19 protein-coding genes and 1 pseudogene are annotated in these 19,133 nt (G+C 69.0%); 12 read left to right on the forward strand and 8 right to left on the reverse strand.

Translation table 11 applies throughout. From position 1 onward, the window contains the following. Nucleotides 1-79 precede the first annotated feature (79 nt). From AC3DE3_RS07490 to AC3DE3_RS07500, 3 genes are all read left to right on the forward strand, one after another. Nucleotides 80-1,366 carry an adenylosuccinate synthase gene (locus AC3DE3_RS07490; protein ID WP_488369538.1) on the forward strand — a complete coding sequence of 429 codons (1,287 nt, stop codon included), beginning with the start codon at nt 80-82 and terminating at the stop codon, nt 1,364-1,366. 157 nt (nt 1,367-1,523) lie between these two features. Then, nucleotides 1,524-2,141: a hypothetical protein gene (locus AC3DE3_RS07495; RefSeq protein ID WP_488369539.1), complete on the forward strand. Its 618-nt coding sequence runs from the start codon at nt 1,524-1,526 to the stop codon at nt 2,139-2,141. Between the two features lie 277 nt (nt 2,142-2,418). Then, a complete protein-coding gene (locus AC3DE3_RS07500; RefSeq protein ID WP_488369540.1) occupies nt 2,419-2,970 on the forward strand; it encodes a hypothetical protein in 552 nt (183 codons plus the stop codon). Between the two features lie 60 nt (nt 2,971-3,030). On the opposite strand, the gene AC3DE3_RS07505 is transcribed toward AC3DE3_RS07500, so the two are convergent. Continuing rightward, entirely contained in the window at nt 3,031-3,465 is a 435-nt protein-coding gene (locus AC3DE3_RS07505) for a GntR family transcriptional regulator (protein ID WP_488369541.1), read from the reverse strand. 3 nt (nt 3,466-3,468) lie between these two features. Next, nucleotides 3,469-4,566, reverse strand: coding sequence for a CaiB/BaiF CoA transferase family protein (locus tag AC3DE3_RS07510; protein WP_488369542.1), 1,098 nt, complete (start codon nt 4,564-4,566; stop codon nt 3,469-3,471). 343 nt (nt 4,567-4,909) lie between these two features. Between AC3DE3_RS07510 and AC3DE3_RS07515 the strand changes: the two genes are divergently transcribed. From AC3DE3_RS07515 to AC3DE3_RS07535, 5 genes are all read left to right on the forward strand, one after another. After that, nucleotides 4,910-5,677 (forward strand): hypothetical protein, encoded by a 768-nt coding sequence (locus AC3DE3_RS07515; RefSeq protein ID WP_488369543.1) that lies wholly within the window; start codon nt 4,910-4,912, stop codon nt 5,675-5,677. A gap of 113 nt (nt 5,678-5,790) precedes the next feature. Beyond that, nucleotides 5,791-7,059 (forward strand): formate-dependent phosphoribosylglycinamide formyltransferase, encoded by a 1,269-nt coding sequence (purT, locus tag AC3DE3_RS07520; RefSeq protein ID WP_488369544.1) that lies wholly within the window; start codon nt 5,791-5,793, stop codon nt 7,057-7,059. Nucleotides 7,060-7,100: 41 nt separating this feature from the next. Next, complete coding sequence (locus AC3DE3_RS07525; RefSeq protein WP_488369545.1) at nt 7,101-7,667, forward strand: DUF1648 domain-containing protein; 567 nt, start codon at nt 7,101-7,103, stop codon at nt 7,665-7,667. A gap of 147 nt (nt 7,668-7,814) precedes the next feature. Next, nucleotides 7,815-8,264, forward strand: a complete 450-nt coding sequence (locus tag AC3DE3_RS07530) for a hypothetical protein (RefSeq protein WP_488369546.1) — start codon at nt 7,815-7,817, stop codon at nt 8,262-8,264. After that, nucleotides 8,242-9,744, forward strand: a complete 1,503-nt coding sequence (locus AC3DE3_RS07535; protein WP_488369547.1) for an alpha/beta hydrolase — start codon at nt 8,242-8,244, stop codon at nt 9,742-9,744. The genes AC3DE3_RS07530 and AC3DE3_RS07535 overlap by 23 nt, the downstream gene beginning before the upstream one ends. Before the next feature lie 200 nt (nt 9,745-9,944). Here AC3DE3_RS07535 and AC3DE3_RS07540 read toward each other — a convergent pair whose 3' ends face one another. Beyond that, nucleotides 9,945-11,414, reverse strand: coding sequence for an FAD-dependent oxidoreductase (locus AC3DE3_RS07540; protein WP_488369548.1), 1,470 nt, complete (start codon nt 11,412-11,414; stop codon nt 9,945-9,947). 80 nt (nt 11,415-11,494) lie between these two features. Here AC3DE3_RS07540 and AC3DE3_RS07545 point away from each other — a divergent pair, with 80 nt between their 5' ends. From AC3DE3_RS07545 to AC3DE3_RS07555, 3 genes and pseudogenes are all read left to right on the forward strand, one after another. Next, nucleotides 11,495-11,911, forward strand: a complete 417-nt coding sequence (locus tag AC3DE3_RS07545) for a rhodanese-like domain-containing protein (RefSeq protein WP_488369549.1) — start codon at nt 11,495-11,497, stop codon at nt 11,909-11,911. Nucleotides 11,912-11,948: 37 nt separating this feature from the next. Beyond that, nucleotides 11,949-13,235 (forward strand): annotated as a pseudogene (locus tag AC3DE3_RS07550) (O-succinylhomoserine sulfhydrylase); the annotation flags it as partial. A 17-nt stretch (nt 13,236-13,252) separates the two neighbouring features. Continuing rightward, nucleotides 13,253-14,404: a glycosyltransferase family protein gene (locus AC3DE3_RS07555; RefSeq protein WP_488369550.1), complete on the forward strand. Its 1,152-nt coding sequence runs from the start codon at nt 13,253-13,255 to the stop codon at nt 14,402-14,404. A 61-nt stretch (nt 14,405-14,465) separates the two neighbouring features. Here the strand turns inward: AC3DE3_RS07555 and AC3DE3_RS07560 are convergent, their stop codons facing one another. From AC3DE3_RS07560 to AC3DE3_RS07570, 3 genes are all read right to left on the reverse strand, one after another. Continuing rightward, a complete protein-coding gene (locus tag AC3DE3_RS07560; RefSeq protein ID WP_488369551.1) occupies nt 14,466-15,095 on the reverse strand; it encodes a hypothetical protein in 630 nt (209 codons plus the stop codon). A gap of 168 nt (nt 15,096-15,263) precedes the next feature. Beyond that, nucleotides 15,264-16,766 (reverse strand): hypothetical protein, encoded by a 1,503-nt coding sequence (locus tag AC3DE3_RS07565; RefSeq protein ID WP_488369552.1) that lies wholly within the window; start codon nt 16,764-16,766, stop codon nt 15,264-15,266. Then, on the reverse strand, nt 16,763-17,170 hold the full coding sequence (locus AC3DE3_RS07570) for a signal peptidase I (RefSeq protein WP_488369638.1): 408 nt from the start codon (nt 17,168-17,170) through the stop codon (nt 16,763-16,765). Before AC3DE3_RS07570 ends, AC3DE3_RS07565 begins: the two co-directional genes overlap by 4 nt. On the opposite strand from AC3DE3_RS07570, the gene AC3DE3_RS07575 reads away from it, so the two are divergent. Next, nucleotides 17,139-17,327, forward strand: coding sequence for a hypothetical protein (locus AC3DE3_RS07575; RefSeq protein WP_488369642.1), 189 nt, complete (start codon nt 17,139-17,141; stop codon nt 17,325-17,327). The genes AC3DE3_RS07570 and AC3DE3_RS07575 overlap by 32 nt on opposite strands. Before the next feature lie 109 nt (nt 17,328-17,436). Here AC3DE3_RS07575 and AC3DE3_RS07580 read toward each other — a convergent pair whose 3' ends face one another. Both AC3DE3_RS07580 and AC3DE3_RS07585 read right to left on the reverse strand, forming a co-directional pair. Beyond that, entirely contained in the window at nt 17,437-18,111 is a 675-nt protein-coding gene (locus AC3DE3_RS07580; protein WP_488369553.1) for a SipW-dependent-type signal peptide-containing protein, read from the reverse strand. Nucleotides 18,112-18,217: 106 nt separating this feature from the next. Beyond that, on the reverse strand, nt 18,218-18,901 hold the full coding sequence (locus AC3DE3_RS07585) for a SipW-dependent-type signal peptide-containing protein (protein WP_488369554.1): 684 nt from the start codon (nt 18,899-18,901) through the stop codon (nt 18,218-18,220). Between the last annotated feature and the right edge of the window lie 232 nt (nt 18,902-19,133).

Consider the following 19,133-nt stretch of genomic DNA (forward strand, 5'->3'; position numbering starts at 1 on the left):
AGCGCTGGTGTGCGCGGAATCACGAGAATGTGCCCGTCCCTCACCGTGTAGACGACTCATTTCGAGGTGAAAGCGAACCATGCCAGCGATCGTTCTGATCGGCGCCCAGTGGGGCGACGAGGGCAAGGGTAAGGCCACCGACATCCTGGGCGGCCGCGTCGAGTACGTGGTCAAGCCCAACGGCGGGAACAACGCGGGCCACACCGTGGTGGTGGGCGGCGAGAAGTACGAGCTCAAACTCCTTCCCGCCGGCATCCTGTCGCCCACGGCCACCCCGGTGATCGGCAACGGCGTGGTGGTCAACCTCGAGGCGCTGTTCGAGGAGATCGACGGACTCGAGGCCCGCGGCGCCGACACCTCCCGGCTGCGGATCTCCGCCGACGCCCACCTCGTGGCCCCGTACCACCAGGCGCTGGACAAGGTCACCGAGCGATTCCTGGGCAAGAAGGCCATCGGTACCACCGGCCGCGGCATCGGCCCCACCTACGCGGACAAGGTCTCGCGGGTGGGCATCCGCGTGCAGGACATCTTCGACGAGTCGATCCTGCGCCAGAAGATCGAGGGCTCACTGCACCTCAAGAACCAGATCCTGGTGAAGATCTACAACCGTCGGGCGGTCGAGGTCGAGGAGATGGTCGAGTACTTCCTCGGCTACGCCGACCGACTGCGGCCCATGGTCTGCGACGCCACCCTGATGCTCAACCAGGCGCTGGACCGCGGCGAGTCCGTCCTCATGGAGGGCGGGCAGGCCACCATGCTCGACGTCGACCACGGCACCTACCCGTTCGTCACCTCGTCCAATCCCACCGCCGGCGGCGCCTGCGTGGGCGCGGGCATCGGGCCCACCCGGATCACCCACTCGCTGGGCATCGTCAAGGCGTACACCACCCGCGTGGGCGCCGGACCGTTCCCCACCGAGCTGTTCGACAAGTGGGGCGAGTACCTGCAGGTCACCGGTGGTGAGGTGGGCGTGAACACCGGCCGCACCCGCCGCTGTGGGTGGTACGACGCCGTGATCGCCCGCTACGCCGCGCGCGTCAACGGCTTCACCGACTACTTCCTCACCAAGCTCGACGTGCTCACCGGCATCGGCGAGATCCCGATCTGCGTGGCCTACGACGTCGACGGCGTCCGGCACGACGAGATGCCCATGACGCAGACCGACTTCCACCACGCCACACCGATCTACGAGACCATGCCCGGCTGGGAAGAGGACATCACCGGGGCGCGGGAGTTCAGCGACCTGCCGCCCGAGGCGCAGGCCTACGTACTGCGGCTCGAGGAGCTAGCCGGCTGCCACATGTCGTACATCGGCGTGGGGCCGGGGCGCGACCAGAACGTGGTGCGGCGCGACATCCTGGGGTAGACGGGACGAGCGGGGACAGCGGGACCGGTGGGGCGAGCTTTCATGTGTACGTATGACACATGCCATGCGAACAGGGGACAGCGCAGGTCACGGCTGTGCGGTTGAGTCGATGACAGGCGGTCGGTAGGCCGCCGTTCCCCGAGCATCGGAGCAGCACATGCGTCCCCTCTCCCGAATGGCCGTCACCGCCGCGGCCACCGCGATCGCGTCAGCCACCGCCCTCTCCGGAGCGGCGCTGGCCAACGCCCAGGTCGCTTCCCCCGTCTTCAACAGCCCCAGCAGTGTCAGTGTCGAAGGCAAGGGCGCGAGCACCAAGGTCACCTATCGGAACGAGTCCGAGCGCGATCTCCTGTGTACCGCGTTCGCCGGCCCGGATCGGTTGATCGCCGACTTCTACAGCTACACCAAGAAGACCGGGGACACCGGCGGGGCCGAGCTCCCCGCCGAACTGAACCTGCGGATGCTGACCGCGCTCACGACGGGAAAGCTCGGCCTGTACATGGGCACGGTCGACGACGGTCAGAGCGCTGTTCTCCCGTCGGCCTTCGACCTCCCCGGGCTGGAGCTTCCGGACGGGGCCGTGGGACTCACCGACGGTTCGTTCACACCGGCCGCGATGGCCATCTGTATGAATCCCGATGGCGGGGAATACGTCGAAATCGAGAGCTCCGCGGGGGCCGGCGTCCCCACCGGCCTCGGGTCGCTGGACTCCGCCCTGGCGGGGCTCGGGAGTTCAGGTTCGGTCGCCGAGACGACGGGTTCACTCGGGAGCTGACAGCAGGCGTGTCTCTGCAGACCTCGCCCCCGGCCTCTGCGAAGGCCGGGGGCGAGGTCTGCGTGGGGCGGGGGCGGTGGACAGTCGCCTTGGACGCCTGTGGTCATACGAACGTACGACAGCGACGCCGTTGACCCGGGCGTCTAATGGACCACGCCGCGGCCGCCGGGCCGTACACGCTCAAAGATCGGAGTTCCCAATGCGATCCCTCAGACGCCTCGGCGTCATCGCCGCGACCACAGCACTGGCCGGGACGTCGGCCCTCGCCGGGGTCGGGATGGCCGGTGCTCAGAACTCGACTGCCTGGCGGCTCGACAGCCCCAGCACGGTCTTCGTCGAACGTGACGAGGGCGGTGATCTCGTCGTGTCGTATGACAACCGGTCGAATCACGACCTTCTCTGCTACGCGTATATCGGTACTCCCCGAACGGTTGAGGTGCTCTACGACGTCCATGTCGAGGCGGGGTTCTCCGGGGACCTCGACATCTTCCCGCCCGCGACTGACGTCGGGACGATAGGCGAAGAGCTCGGCGTCCGAGGGGTGGTGGGTGTCTTCGCGCTGGAGAACGGGGCGTCGGGTCCGGTGACATTCGTCAACCCGGAGGAAGGCCAGGACGGAGATGTCGTGCTGGTTCCCACACCGCTCCAACAACTCTCGGACAAGGCCTTCTCGCCCGAGATCGTCACGGTGTGCGCGTTCTCCGAGGACGGCGACGAGGGGCTTACCTACGCCGAGCTCGAGACGTCCAGCACGGGCGGAGGCGGCAGCGGTGGCGGCGGCGATGTCTTCGGTTCTCTGGCTGACCTGAGCGGGTCTCTCGGGTCGTAGGTCACGGCGACCATCTCATCGCTCGCTCATCGAATGCGCGGGAGCGATGATCTGGTCGGTTCACCCGCGCTGGGCGAAGGCGGCTCTGACGGCGTCCACGGCCTCGGCCTCGGAGAATCCGGCACCCGCCGCCTGGGCCGCGAACTCCACCGCGGCCCGGGCGAGCGCGTCCGACGGCAGATCTGGGGCGGCGACGAACGTGCCCGAGCGGCCGCGACCTTCCAGCTGGCCGGACTCCTCCAATTCGCGGTACACCTTGGCGGCGGTGGCCGTGGCGACGCCCACCTCCTGGGCGAGTCGGCGGACCGGGGGCATCCGAGTCCCCGTGGCCAGTTCTCCGAGCCGGATCGCCTCGACGATCTGGTCCTTGAGCTGGCGAAACGGTGCGTCACCGGAAGCGGGGTCTACGCGGAGCACCACACCCGCAACGCGGGAGCCCCCGGCGCCGGGGGAGTCGTCTCCCGCGGCGCCGGGACCGGTGACCGGCTCACCCATCGTTCAGGACCACACCGTGTCGATCGCGGTGACCTCGCGCGGCGGAGCGGCCGGGACCGGAGCAGCCGGGGTGCGGGAGAAGCGGGGCGCGGGGGCGGGCCCGGCATCGCCCGACACCTCGACGAAGGTCTGGCGGGCAACGTTGTGCGGGTGGTCGAGCGCCTCGGTGTAGGTCAGTACCGGCGTGGTGCAGGCGTCGGTTCCGTAGAACACTTCTGCCCACTCGTCACGCGTCTTCTCGGCGAATTTCCCGGAGATGATCTCGCGCAGTTCATCCCAGCGGTCCATGTCGAACTGGCCGGGCATTCCCTCGCCGTCGATACCCAACAGTCGGGCGAACTCGGCGTAGAACTGCGGCTCGAGGCAACCAACCGCCATGTACTTGCCGTCCGAGCAGGTGTAGACGTCGTAGAACGGGTACCCGGTGTCGAGCATGTTGGTCCCGGCGACGTCCGACCACTGGCCCCGGGCGCGCATCGCCCACTGGAACTGGCCCAGCACCGAGGCGCCGTCGGTCATGGCGGCGTCGATGACCTGCCCCTTGCCCGAGGTGGCGCGCTCGATGATCGCGGCGAGGATGCCCTGGATGAGGAACATCGACCCGCCGCCGAAGTCACCGACGAGGTTGAGCGGCGGCACGGGGCGCTCGCCCTTGCGGGCGGTGGCGTTGAGGTGGCCGGTCAGCGAGATGTAGTTGAGGTCATGGCCGGCGGTGTGTGCCAGCGGGCCGTGCTGGCCCCACCCGGTCATCCGGGCGTAGACCAGCTTCGGGTTGATTTCGAGGCACTCGTCCGGACCCAAGCCCATCCGTTCGGTGACCCCGGGACGGAACCCCTCGACCAGCACGTCGGCCTTGGCGATGAGCCCGCGCACCTGCGACAGGCCCTCATCGCTCTTGAGGTTGGCCTCCACGACGGTCCGACCGCGACGGGTGATGTGCGCCCAGCCGCCGACCTGGGTGTCGAGCTCGCCGGGGCGCATGACGGTCACGACGTCGGCGCCGAGATCGGCGAGCATCATGCAGGCGTGGGGTCCGGGGCCGATGCCGTTGAGTTCGACGACGCGGATGCCGGCCAGGGGGCCGGAAGAGGAACTGGTCACAGGTGTGCCCTTTCGTGTGGCTTTGGACACACGTTATCGCCTAACTGTCGAGCGGGTTTGAGACAGGTGGCCGGTACTGCTGTTGCGCCTGTGGCCAGTGATGATAAGAAAGTTAACATCTAGTTATAGAACCCTAAAGTTTGCGCCGCTTACGAGGCTGGTTGGTGTGATCTGTGCCACTCTCGGCGAAGGCGTTCTCCGGATCGCCCGTAAGTGTCACCGCGGTCCTCGATGTGGTGACTTTCCCTCACTGCAAGGAGCATTCATGTTCACTCGAAATCGATTCGTGGCCGGAGCATCGGCCGTCGCTCTCGCCGCTGGGGCCACTCTCGCCGGAGCCGGTATGGCCGGCGCCCAGGGGTCGTCGGAGATCGCGGCGGATCTCGAGCTCGCCGCCACCGCACTCAACGGCCCGGTGACGGTGACCCCGAATGACGAGGGTGGCCCGACCGTCACCTACACCAACGAGGGTGACGCGTTGCAGCACTGCGTGGGGTTCACAATGCCGTACAGCTCGGTCGACGAGGTCGGACTTGACCCCTCGGCCGGCAACCCCATGGACCTACTGCCACAGATCATCGAGATCCAGGCCATGGGCGGCGTGTCGATGCTCGGTGCTGCCGCTGACGGTGAACCGACTACCTATGACGCCACCGCAGACAACGGCATAGCGCAGGCCGCGCTTTTTCTGATCGCTATAAAGGCGGGCGTAGCGCTTGACGAGGGGGAGTCCGTGACCTGGGAGGCCACCGCGCCCGAGGAGCCGGCTGCCGCGGCTGTTCTCTGCATTCCCGACGCCGTGGCGGGAAATGAGGCGCGTATCGCGGCGATCGAGACAAACTTCGGCATCGATCCGGAGGTAGTCGCGAATCAGATCAACGACCGGCTCGGGCCGCTGGGTTCGATTACCGCAGGCAGCGTGAGCGGCGGCAGCGTCGAGATGGGCGCTAACGTCCTCGGCTCGCTCGCCGGAGCAAGCGCGGAGGACGAGCCCGTCGACGATGAGGGGACCGACGCCGGCAGCGCGGCCGCGAGCTCGGGCGTCAGCGAGGCCGGCAGCGGCGGGGACGAGCAGGAGAACGGCACGGTCGAAGCCACCACGGTCGGCTGATCCGATAACCATCCCCCATCATCCCGACCGGGCCCGGCACCTCACGGTGCCGGGCCCGGTCGTCTGTTCAGCCGCGCTCCGAGCGTCGCCGCAGGTCTACTAGCGTGGACGATATGACCGACCCCCATGATCCCCTCGCCCCGCCCGCCGTGGACCGCTTCGGCACGCCGGGCACGCCGACCGCGACCCGCGTGATGCTGCTCGGCTCGGGGGAGCTGGGCAAGGAGGTGACCATCGCGCTGCAGCGGCTGGGGGTCGAGGTCATCGCGGTCGACCGCTACGACGGAGCCCCGGCCCACCAGGTCGCGCACCGGTCGCACACCATCGACATGACCGACGCCGACGAGGTACGCCGGGTCGTCGAGCTGGAGAAGCCGGAGGTGATCCTGCCGGAGATCGAAGCCATCGCGACGGCCGCGCTCGCGCAGATCGAGGAGGATGGTCTCGCCCGCGTCGTGCCCACCGCCCGCGCGGTGCGTCTGACGATGGACCGCGAGGGCATCCGGCGCCTCGCCGCCGAGGAACTGGGCCTGCCCACGAGCCGCTACGCGTTCGCGTCCTCGTTGGGGGAACTGCAGGAGGCGTGCTCCCGGATCGGGTTCCCGTGCCTGGTCAAGCCCACCATGTCGTCGTCGGGTAAGGGACAGTCGTCCCTCCACGGTCCCGAGGACGTGGAACGTGCCTGGCAGTACGCGCAGTCCGGGGCCCGCGTCGCGGGCGCGCGCGTGATCGTGGAGTCGTTCGTGGACTTCGAGTACGAGATCACCCTGCTCACCGTCCGCAGTGTGGACCCGGAGACGGGCAAGATCCGCACCGACTTCTGCGAGCCGATCGGCCACCGGCAGGAGCGCGGCGATTATGTGGAGTCGTGGCAGCCGCAGGCCATGACCCAGGACGCCTACGACTCCGCACGGTCGGTGGCGGCGCGGGTGACGGGCGCGCTCGGTGGGGTCGGCGTGTTCGGCGTGGAGTTGTTCGTCAAGGGCGTCGACGTCTACTTCTCCGAGGTCAGTCCCCGCCCCCACGACACCGGCCTGGTGACACTGCGCAGCCAGGTGCTCAGCGAGTTCGAGATGCACGCGCGCGCCGTCCTCGGCCTTCCCGTGGTCACCACCATGGCCAGCCCGGGCGCGTCCGCGGTGATCTACGGCGGCACGGGGATCGCCGAGGGCGGCGCGGAGGAAAGCGGGACCGTCGAGGGAGTCGGCTTCGCCGGTGTCGCCCGCGCACTCGCCGTGCCGGAGTCCGATGTCCGCCTGTTCGGCAAGCCGTCCGCCAGCCGGTTCCGCCGGATGGGCGTGGCCTTGGCGACCGCCGAGGACGTGGACCTCGCCCGCGAACGGGCGCGCGAGGCCGCGTCGCGCGTGACGGTGGTGAGGTAGGTGCCGCCGGTCACCGCGAGGTGGTGGGAAGGCTCCGCCCGATGACGACGACGAGGTCCGCCGCTGACGACGCCCGCGATCTGCCGAAGGAGCCGACCGCGCCGTGGATCCTGGCGCTGTCGGCGGCGGTGATCCTGGTGTGGCTCGGTGTGCTGGCCTGGCAGGTGACCGCTCTGCCGGAGCGGGTGCCGACGCATTTCGGTGCCGACGGCGAGGCCGACGGCTGGTCGAGCAGGAACGGCGCGCTCGCCTTCTCGGCGTTCCTGCCGTTGCTGGTGGTTCTGCCGATTCCGCTCATGTCGAGGCTGGTGGTGTCGGCTCCCGAGTTCATCAACGCCCCCAACAAGGAGTGGTGGACGGCGTCCGGAGTCCGGCTGCGCAGGTTCGAGAGGCTGGTGCGGGAGGACCTGTGGCTCATCACCGCGATGACGCTCGCCCTGCTGGTGGCGGGGCAGGTGGGCATCGTGGTCGCCGCGCAGTCCGGGACCGACCGGATGCCGGGATGGGTGCTCCCGGGCGCTCTGGTGGTGTTCCTCGGCGGGCTGGCCGCGGTACTCGCGCGGATGCTGGTCGGCGGACGGTACGCCGACCAGCCCGACCTCGACTGACCGGCTCGCGACGCCCTGCTCGGAGTCCCCTGTGGATGGTCGTCGACCCCATCCACAGGACCTCGTTCCGGGCCGGTCCGTGACGGACTCCGCCCCTAGCGTGACCTTCGAACGGCGCGGGCATCCGGGCCGGAGGGGAGCGGGGCGATGGCAGCGCAGGACGGACGACCGGGGTCAGGGGGCGCGGCGCCCGCCGCGGCGGGCGCCGCGGCGGGCGAGGCGGCTGAGGCGGATGAGGCGGCTGTGGCGGCTGTGGCGGGGCCGCTGGGGGCGGCGCTGCTGGCGTTCGAGCAGGTGGCCGTGACGGCCGAAGCCGCCCGGGTCCGCGAGGCAGGCACGGACACGGCCGACAGTGCGGCTGGCCTGGTGGCGGCACTCGAGGAGGCGTCCGCGGCGGCTGCCGGAATGGGGGCCGGAGCGCGGACGACGCTGCTCACCGGTCCCGCGCTGGCCGAATGCGCGGCTCTGCTCGCCCGGCGGGCCCGGGAGCACGAGGCGGAGAGCCGGCGGATCGCGCAGGCGATGGTCCGGGCCGCCGGACTCCTCGTGGAGGCGGATGAGGAGGTGGCCCGCAGTGTCGCCGGGGCAACGGGCTGAGGCGCTGGTCGTGGCGCTCGACCACGCCGAATCGAGGGCGGCGGCGGTGGGTCGGCGAATCGCGGAGTCCGCCGAGGACCTCGACATGGTCGCCCGCCGGCTGGGCGGCGCGGCGGGTGGTAGCGCTGTCGGTGGTGGCGCTGTCGGTGATGCCGGGGCGGTGGGTGGCGGGTGGTCCGGCCGGGCGGGTGCGCGGGCACGCAGCCGCGTGGGGGACGCGGCCGCGGAGGCGAGGATGCTCTCGGGCAACTGCCTCTACCTGGCGGATGTGCTGCGGGCCGAGGGCTCCCGGTTGGCGCGGACGGTGATCAACTGGAGCGACGATGAACTCGCGACGCCCGGCGCGGGAGACTCCACCGCCGTAGAGGAGGCGGACCGCGGCCTCGCCGTGCGCCTGCGGGGGGCTGCCGATCACCTCGCAGGCCACGTGGACCCCGCGTCCAGGCCGTGCATCGACCTGTCGGGGTCGACCGACGACGATCCGCGAGCGGTCGCAGGCCTGTGGCACGCGCTGGGGCCGGCCGACCGGGCCCGGCTGGCCCGCGATCACCCGGACCTGGGCTCGGTGGACGGACTGTCGTCGGCAACGCGGGACGCGATCAACCGGACCCGGTTGCGCCGCATGCTCGACGCGGCGGACAGCGGCGGAGGCGGGGCCGACCTCGGCGGCGTCGCGCCGGCGCTGGCCGCTCTTACCGCGTACCTCGAGGCCGATCCGCGGCGGCACCTGCTCGACCTGCGCCCGGACGGCCGCGCGGTGGTCGCGAGCGCCGACCCCGACACCGCGGACCGGGTGGTCACGCTCATCCCGGGGACGGGGTCCTCGGTGGAGACGCTCGGCCGTACCGGAGAACGGGCGGAGGCGGTGTGCGAGGCGGCCGGCCCGGGAACCGGGGCGACGGTCTCGACGACGGATGCGCCGGTCGAGTCGTGCGTCGCGGTGTCGTGGCAGGGCTACGACGCGCCCGCGGACGTCGCCACCGCCGGGACTGCGACGGCACCCGCGCGGGCACACGCCGCGGACCTGCGGACGTTCGCGGCGGGCCTGGACGCGGTCGAGCGCATGGACGGCGACGACTCCCCACACGCCGCCGTCGGGTACAGCTACGGCTCGGCGGTCCTGGGTACGTCCGCCGCGGACCCACGCGGGGTGGCGGTCGACCGGATGATCCACGTCGGCAGCCCCGGCGCGGGTGTCGGGTCGATCGCCGAGCAGTGGGTGGACGAGGCCGGGACCGCGCGCCCGGCGGGGGAGGGCGAGGTGGTCGGCGTCGCGTCCCGCTGGGATCCGGTGCCGTGGTGGTCGGTCACCGGCGTGCTGGGCGGGCGGCCGGGAACGGACGAGTTCGGAGGCCTCGCGGTGGACGTCACCGAACCGGGCGCTGGTGCGGGGTCGGTGCGCGACGCCCACTCCCGCTACTTCGACCCGGGCACGGTGTCGCTGGCCGAGATCGGCCGACTTATCGCCGAGACCGACTGACCCCGGTAATGACAGAGCCCCGCATCCCCGACACCGTCTGCGCCCCGCATCGACCGGCCCGGCCGGAAAAATCGGCCCCCCGCAGAATTCGCTACCCCGTCTCCGGATCCGCTACCCGGATTCGGGTAGCGGATCGGGAATTCGAGTAGCGGATTCCTCCGGGGCTGGCGGTGGCGCGGATCCGGCAGGGGAGGGAAGGGTCAGCGGGCGGAGGAGCGCGCGGTGCGGGCGATCTCGAGCATCTCCGCCCGGCCCGGCAGCTTGGTGCGCTCGCGGCCCGCCGACTCGCCGAGGCCGCGCTCGTGGGCGTCGATCTGCAGCCAGGCGTCGCCGTCGACGAGGTCCACGCCCCGGTCGACGAGCAGGTCGCGCACGGCGTGCGGGTCCGGCTCGGCGGGTTCGGGCAGCGTGCCGGACTCGAGCTCGGTGGCCAGCTGCCCGACCGTCTCCACGGCGCAGGAGCGATTGGTGCCGATCACGCCGGAGGGGCCGCGCTTGACCCAGCCGGCGGTGAACAGGCCCGGGAGGTGCCGGCCGCCCGGGGAGTCCAGGACGCGGCCGGAGTCGTTGGGGATGGTCGCGGAATCCGCGTCGAAAGGCACGCCCTCCAGGGCGGCGGAGCGGTACCCGACGGCCCGGTAGACCGCCTCGACCTGCAGGTCCTCCGTGCGCCCGCTGGTGCGTACGCGCCCGCCGGCGCCCTCGGGTCCGGGGACGGGCTCGGTCAGCTCCAGGCGCAGCCCGGACACCCGGCCGTCGGAACCCAGGATCTCGACCGGGGACCGGTGGAAGCGGAACCGCACCACCCGCTCGCCGGCCGCGAGGGCTGCGGCCTCGGCCTCATCCGCCGTCTCCAGACCGGCCTCTTGCTGCGCCCCGGCCCATTTCTCGAGTTGCGTGCACACCTGCCCGACCCGGCGATCGGTGTCCCGGAGAGTGCGCGCCTCGTCGTCGTCGTACTCCAGGTCGGCCGGGTCCACCACCACGGTGACGCCCTCCACCTTGGCCATCTCCCGCAGCTCGAGTGGGGTGAACTTGGCGTGGACGGGGCCGCGGCGGCCGATCACCGACACCACCCGGGTCGTGTTGGTGCCGAACCCGGTGCGGACGTGCTCGGGGATGTCGGTGGGCTCGAGCTGCTCGGGGCTGCGCACCAGCATGCGCGCCACGTCGAGCGCGACGTTACCCACGCCCACCACGGCCGCCCGCTCGGCGGACAGTGCCCACTCCGGGTGGGAATCCGGGTGGCCGTCGTACCAGGTGACGAACTCGGCGGCCCCGTACGAGCCCTCCAGGTCCTCGCCCGGGATGCCGAGCCGACGGTCCGAGAGTGCGCCGGTGGAGAAGACGACCGCGTGGTAGAAGCGGTGCACGTCGTCCAGGGTGAGGTCGCGGCCGAACTCGACGTTGCCGAGGAACCGGATGCGCGGATCGGCGGCGATCCCCTCCAGCGTGCGGGCGATGCCCTTGATCCGGGGGTGATCGGGGGCCACGCCGTGGCGCAGCAGACCGTAGGGCACGGGCAGCCGGTCGATCAGGTCCACCACGATGCCGCGCCCGGACGGATCGCGGTTGTCGCTCCAGTCCAGCAGGGCCTCGCTGGCGTACACACCCGCCGGGCCGGAGCCCACGACAGCCACACGGAACGGGTTCTCTGTGACGGACGTCATGTCCGCGATCGTCGCACAGAACGGCGACCGGGGTACCTCGACCCCGCCGATCAGCGGTCGGGGGAGCATAATCGACACCCATGAGCGACTACGCCGGGGACCTCTCGCCCAGCCAGGCCTGGGATCTGCTCGCCACTGACCCCGACGCCGTGCTGGTCGACGTCCGGACGAGCGCCGAATGGCAGTGGGTCGGCGGCGCCGATCTGTCGGAGCTGGGCAAGCGCACGCTGGGCATCGAGTGGATGACCTCGGCGGGCCAGCCCAACGAGCGGTTCGTCGAGCACCTCGGCGAGGCCGGCGTCGACACGCAGGCCCCGGTGTTGTTCCTGTGCCGCAGTGGTGGCCGGTCGGCCGCCGCCGCGAGCCTGGCCACCGCCGCCGGATACCGCACCGCCTACAACGTGGCCGAGGGGTTCGAGGGCGACCCGGACGCCGCCGGACACCGCGGCACGGTCAATGGCTGGAAGGTCGCGGGTCTGGCCTGGCGCCAGTCCTGACCCGTACGCCCTCCGCGCCCCACGCTCCAACGCCCCCCGCCCCGCCGCCCAACGGCCCCACCCACGCACCACACACAAGAAAGCAGCGATGAGAAACAACGAGCTCCCCGACGGTCTCCACCCCGACACCCTGGGGGTCCGGGCCGGGCAGATGCGCACCGGCTTCGAGGAGACCACCGAGCCGATGTTCCTCAACTCCGGCTACGTCTACTCCTCCGCCGAGGCGGCCGAGGCCTCGTTCAACGGCGACCTCAAGCGATTCGTCTACTCCCGCTACGGCAACCCCACGGTCGCGATGTTCCAGGAGCGCCTGCGGCAGATCGAGGGCGCCGAGGCGTGCTTCGCCACCTCCTCCGGCATGTCCGCGGTGTTCGTCGCACTGGCCGCCCTGTGCGGCAACGGCTCCCGACTGGTGGCCTCGCGCGCGCTGTTCGGCTCCTGTTACGTCATCTGCGCGGAGATCCTGCCGCGCTGGGGCGTGGAGACGGTGTTCGTCGACGGCGCCGACCTCGACCAGTGGCGCGAGGCGCTCAGCGAGCCCACCGACGCGGTGTTCTTCGAGACCCCCTCCAACCCCATGCAGGAGCTGGTCGACGTCCGCGCGGTGTGCAACCTCGCCCACGCCGCCGGCGCGCAGGTCGTGGTGGACAACGTCTTCGCCACCGTCCTGCACCAGAAGCCGCTCGAGCTGGGCGCGGACATCGTCGTCTACTCCACCACCAAGCACATCGACGGCCAGGGCCGCGTCCTCGGCGGCGCCGTGTTGGGCACCGAGGAGTACATCTCCGGCCCTGTGCAGAACCTCATGCGCCACGCCGGGTTCGGGATGAGCGCGTTCAACGCGTGGGTCCTGCTCAAGGGCCTGGAGACCATGAGCCTGCGGGTGGAGCGGATGAGTGCCAACGCGCTGGAGGTGGCGCGGTTCCTGGAGTCGCATCCGGCCGTGGAGTGGGTGACGTACCCGATGCTCGAGTCGCACCCGCAGTACGAGCTGGCGCGGGCGCAGATGTCGGGCGGCGGGTCGGTGGTGACGTTCGGGTTGAAGTACGACGGCGGTGGTGACGGTGGCCGGGGCGACGACGACAAGGGCGGCCGCGGCAAGAAGGAGTGCTTCTCCCTGCTCAACGCGCTGGAGGTCATCGACATCTCCAACAATCTGGGCGATGCCAAGACGCTGGTGACCCATCCCGCGACGACGACCCACGCGTCCATGGAACCCGAGGCCCGCGCCGCGGTGGGCATCGGCGACAACGTGATCCGCCTGTCCGTGGGGCTGGAACACGCGGGCGACCTCATAGAGGACCTGCGTCGCGGTCTGGGGTGACGGTCTAGATTGATCGCATGTCTGATCGGGGTGAACATTCCCGGACCCGGGTAGCGGTCCTGCCCGCCGCCCATCCCGCGGTTCGCCGGATCACCGGCCTGGACGGGCTGGACCATGTGGAGCTGGTCCCCGCCCGGCCCGGAGTGGTGAACGGGCAGACACCGCCCGAGGCGGTGACCCCCGTCGAGCTCGATCCCGGGCACGAGGCGTCGGGTGAGATCCACCGCGACGGCGACCCGCTGCGCACCGTCGATCTGGCCCACGTGCACTTCGGATACGACTACCTCGAACCCGAGAGCGTGGACGAGGTGGTGGACCACCTGGCGCGGGCCGAGGTGCCCCTGGTGCTCACGGTCCACGACATCGTGTACCCGACCCACGAGGACGAGCTGCCGCACCGCGATCACACCGGCACGTTGGTCGAGGCCGCCGCCGCGGTGATCACGCTGACCGAGGTGGCGGCGCACGAGCTGTGGGTGCGGTGGGGCGTCGAGCCCGTGGTCGTCCCGCACCCGCGGCTCTTGGACGAGGACGAGGTGTCGTCGGCCATCCGCGCCGGAAAGCACCTGCGCGGCAGGGACGATCCGGTGGTGGTGGGGGTGTTGCTGGAGCGGATGGGCGAGAACATCGAGGGGCCCGAACTGCTGGACCAGCTCGCGCCCGTCGCGCAGGGGCGGCGGGGGGCGCACCTGCGGATCGTGGTGGAGGCGCAGGCCTGGCGCGACGCCTGCGGCGAGGATCGTGAGGCCGGCGGGCATCACCTGGTGGCGGAGCTGGCGGCGGAGGGCGGCTGGGAGTCCGTGCGCTTGGTCCGGTACGAGTCGCTGGATCTGGCGCCGGTGCTGCCCGAGTTCGCCGCGCTGGATGTCTGCGTCTTGCCGTACCGGTTCGCCACGCATTCCACCTGGTTGGAGTTGTGCCGCGACCTGGGCGTGGCACCGGTCTTCCCGGCGGTGGGATTCCTGCGGGAGCAGTGGTTCGACCGCTGCGACCCGGGCGACCACTCCGGCGAGGTCTACGACCCCCGCGCCCCGTCCGCCGTCGCTGTTGCGGTGCGGTCGGCGTTGGAGAACCCGCGGGCCGTCCCGCCGCGGGTGGCGGGGGCGGATCCGGAGGCGGTCATGGCGGCCCATGCGCAGATCTACCGGGAGGCTGCCGGGCGCCGCTGAGCGGCTGGGACGGGGCTGCGGCTGGTCGCTGAGTGGATGGGTCGGGCTGCGGGCGCCGCGCTCAGGACGCGGCGTCGCCGCGGGCGATGTCGACCGGCCAGGCCAGAGTGAGCATCGAGTCAGGGGCCGGGGAGGCCGCGTCCATGCTCAGTTCGAGGCACACCGTGACGGGGGCGCCGGGCGTGGTGCGGGTGGCGGCTGGCAGGACCAGGGGGTCGTCGACCGTCGGCGCGTCGAGCGGCACCGGCTGGCCCCCGCCACCGGCGAGGAGGCTCGGAGAGCCGAGTCCGAACGCGGGTGCGGCGCATGCTCCACCGCGGGCGGACACGGCTCGGATCCGCACGTGGGAGGCGGTCTCCGGATCTCCGTCGATCAGGGCTCCCTCGCCGATGGCCACGTGGGCGTCCGTACGGGAGTCGACGGTGGTCCGCAGGGTCAGCGGCTGGTATGCGGAACGGTTGCGCAGGCCGGCCGTGTCCACGCGGACGGGGAAGTGGCCGCCGTAGGACGAGATGGGCGCGGTCCAGGTGGTGCCGAAGTCGGTGGACGCCTGGACTGACCACGTGGAGCTGCGGAGCTCGGACTCGCGGGCCTGGTCGTCGCGGTCCTGGACGATCACCGTCGCGCCGAGTGCGCAGGCGGATGCGGCACCGAGTGCGACCAACGTGGTCGCCGCGTGCCGGATGCGCATGACTCCTCCGAGGGGCCGTCTTGGGGAGATCGGTCCAGAGGAGGGACTCTGGTGCGGGCGGGCCCGCGATGATCGCCGGTTCACCTAGTTTATGGTCGGCGCTCGCAGCATCGTTACAGCCGGTCCGAGTGTGGCCGAGATCACTGCCGGGCCTGCGTGGGCCGATCGTCAGCGGATGTAGACCAAGGTGCCGGTCTTCTGGTTGACGGCCGCCCAGCGCCAGCCGTCCTGCTCGGCATCGGCCGAGGTGAAGGACTTCCAGTTGTCGCCTGGGTCGCCGCCGCCCAGCCAGATTTCGAGCGCCGCGAGCCCCTGCCGCGCGTCGGTGGGGACGGTGTCGCCGGCGACGACGACGGCGAGGTCATCGCCGCCCACGGTCGCGGTTCCGACGTCTTCGAGTCGGGCTGTGGGCGAAAGGGTGCCGGGTTCGTCGGGAATGACGAGCGCGGGGGCTGCCGACGTGGTGGTGAGTGTCTTCGTGGCCGGCGGGGTGGTGGTCTTGGGCGTGGTGGTGACAGTGGGCACTGCGCTGGTGAGTTGTGTGGTGCGGCGGGTGCTGGCGGTTGCCGGAGCGGTGTTCGCTGCCGCGGTGGTCGACCCGTTCTCCCCGGACGGGTTCGGCGGGGTGGAGTTGGCTAGAACTGGCGGGTCGAGATCGCCAGTGCCCCGGTCCGGTACGTAAGTGTCCTCGACCTCGGCCAGCCTTTCCGTCGACTGGGCCGGGGGACTCTGGATTGTTACGGCACCTCGAGCGCTTTGCCCGTTCACGGGAAGTGTGATGACTTCGCTTTCGGGAAGATCTACCAGGGGTACGAGTCTGACCGGGCTTACCGAAGAAGGGCTATTCCCTACCGCGGGGGTCGGGACGGATATCCCGCACTCCGCTCGGGACAAGACAATTTCTAGGTGCCAGCGGTCGTCATTCGAGAGGTTCAAATCGGTTGTGACCGATAGGCTAACTTCCGAAGCGGCGTAGTTCAATCTTTGGATCTGCCGATTGTGAATTCGGACATCGTAGGTGTATCCAGACACCCTCTTAAGTGGAAGGGTCGTATTGGGCGTGTTTGGCACGTCGGCTAAAACGCGGTTAGGGCCACTGTTGGGGCCCAATTGAATGGTGCCGGATGAGCGCAATCCAGCCACGCCAGAAACGCCCGCAATGCAACTCGCCGTGGTCTCGATGCTAGCGTTATTGATCCGCAACAAATTCAGGGCGTAGAGGCTGGTGTCGACCTCAATTTTAGTAAGTTTTGAGTGTGCAAAACTATCGAAAGAATTGGTATCACCGCTTGCTGCAGGGCAGTTGATGGAACCGGTCCGAGCGCACGACGTCGACTTGACACCGACTGGCAAGACAAGACTAAGTGGGTGGTAGGTTTCATCAATAGGGACCGATTGTAGATCGGGCTGCGCTGTTGATCGAGTTGCGTTGGCTGGGCCGATCGCGCTTGTGCTGTACCTCCGCTCCATCGTGCCCCACGAAGAAATTCCCCTCGCGTACTCCTTGCCGACATCGACACTGGCGGTTAAAGAGGCGGAGTGTGTGTAAACATCGTCTGTCCAGTTCGCTTCGGTTGCTGAGATGGGGCCTGCGCCAACGGCGGCGGCCGTTACCACGGTTAGGGCGGTCAGCGACACTGCCCAGCCTTTCAGACTGTCCGGGAAGGTCATGAGGATGCAGCCCTCTGTCGCGGTTGGACAATCTGTTTCCGAGGCCAGAACGCCCACACCACCAATAGCGATGCCGCTACGGTGATTCCTCCCATATAAATCGGTTGACTTATAGCCGATACGGTGTAAGCAAGGCTGGGGAGATGCCACAGGACCTTCTTGACCTCGGTCACCTCGTACGGCTGCGAATCGGGTGAATCGTTGGCGTCGCCCTTCATCTCAATCGAATACACGCCGCCTCCGACCTGCGCGGTGGAGACGACCCGGTGCGTCACGGGGAGCTGAGCCTCGCCGCGAGACACTGTCGTCACATCGCCCACGCGGATGTCGGACGCTGGGATTTGTCTGACGACGGCAAGTGAGCCTGTGGGAATGGTCGGCGACATCGAACCGGTCTTGAACATGATCAAGCTGACGTTGAGGGCGAATGCGGCGATCGTCGCAATTATGCAGACGACACCGGCGCCGGCGAGAAAGGTGAGAACCCCGCTTTCCAGTGCGGCCCAAAAGACCCTTATGCTCGGAAACGAACTCCCGGAAGAGCGGGGGATGGCGGCTTGAACCTTTCGATGTCTCATCGCTTCACTGACTTTCCGGGAGCTAGAGAGTAAGGCGACGAGTCGGTCGAGCTCACTTGATCGCATCCTTATTTCGCAACAGTCGATAACCGTCAGACGGGAGTAGACACGGCATTGAATCGCCAGGCCAGTTGGCCTGTTTGGCCACCTTGGACCGCGCTGGTTGCTGAAGGATCAAGTGTGATCCTGAAGCACACGCCTTGAGGTGCTTGCGTGTTGCCTACGAGGGTGAGGAGAGTACTGTTTGCAGGCGACTTCTTCGTAAGGTTCTCGTACCCGAAATCGGGCAGAGGCGGGGTTGCGGACGGCAATTTCCCGTCTGTCCCATCATGGTTGCAGCTGGCTGGGGGAACGTTGTACAGGCTGATCCGTAGCTTGTTAAAGAACTCAAGGTTTGCGCCGCTAGCGGGCGGAGATGGCGCCTCACCGACAGTAATCTTGGCATTGTACTCGCTGGGGTTAGGGCCAATACGGAGGTTGAGGGGTGCGTACACCGACTGGCCCGGGGACATCGCGGAGGGAGCGACTTTGAAAACCAGCCCGCCGCCTGTCGAGGAGTTGTAGTCCAGCCAAGCGGACCCCGTGGAATCGACGGCGCCCTGGACGTTAAAGGTGCCAGCTTTGAAGCTGCCGCTAACCCAAACATCATCCGTCCATGCCGCAAGGGTCATAGTTGCGCCGAGTCCGAGGACAATGCCGCCAGCAAGAATCGCCTTGCGTTTGCGGTTACGATCCGAACGGACGGAGGTGGCGGGTGAGTCGGTCATCATCTATTTCCCGGAGTGTAGGGGCGGGCGGGACCGTTGAGCGGTCCCGCCCGCTGGGTAGATCACGGCCATGCGTCAGCTTCCCGATAAGCGACGTCGGCGATGATCAGGGGGTAGTTGTCTGGGTTCCGAGGAAATCCCAGGTGATGGTCGTTGCGACATCACCCGACGCGGCATTGATGGCGTTCCTGGAGTCCTGTGTATCCGCCAGAGTCACGGCAATGCACAATGGGACCTCATCAGCGGAGGCGGGGGCCACGGCCGGGGCGGTGCCGGTTAGCGTGCCGGGAGCCTTGACGGCGGTGAGGCTGCTTTGAGACGCCCAGGCAATCCCATTGCCCGTGCCGTCTGCCACGCACGTGGTGGCATCCTGCCCGATCGAGTAGCTCAGGAACGGGGAAAGGACGCCTCCATCTGTGTAGGCGGAAAGCTGCGTGAGGGTGCCTGGGAGGTCGGTCTTTTCCGTCGTTTGAATTGAGAACGGGGCGTAGACAGTTTCACCCGGGGCCATGCTGGCTGCGAAAGTGAGCACGGCAGCACCGGCTGCGGTGCCGTAAGGCCTCCAGTCCTTGGATTTCATTTCCGTGTTGAGGGGGTCGACGGCTCCCTGGAGGGCGAAGTTTCCTCCGGTGTTGAAGACGCCGTTCGCAAACACATCATCCGACCACGCGGCCAGGGTCACCGCGGTGCCGAGGCCGAGGACCACGCCGCCGGCGAGGATCGCCTTGCGCTTGCGGGCCCGGTCCTGCTTCCGCTGGGCTTCGGGAGTGAGGGGAGTGGTGGCGTCCATATGCGCCCTGCCTTTCCGAGGGGGACCACGCGATGATCCCGGGGGTGAGATGTGTCGGCCTCGTACAGGGAGCGGACTTGATCGACACCGGGCCACTGCGGTGACCCGCTGCTCACATTACGAAAAAGTTACTGATGCCGCAACCATGAATGTGGGTTTATTCTCCCAGCGCAATGCACCGATCGGTCGCTCGGTACGCACTCGTTAGGTGTCGTGAATATTAGTGTTGACT

The organism is Dietzia sp. IBK-p2-16D (assembly GCF_057773085.1).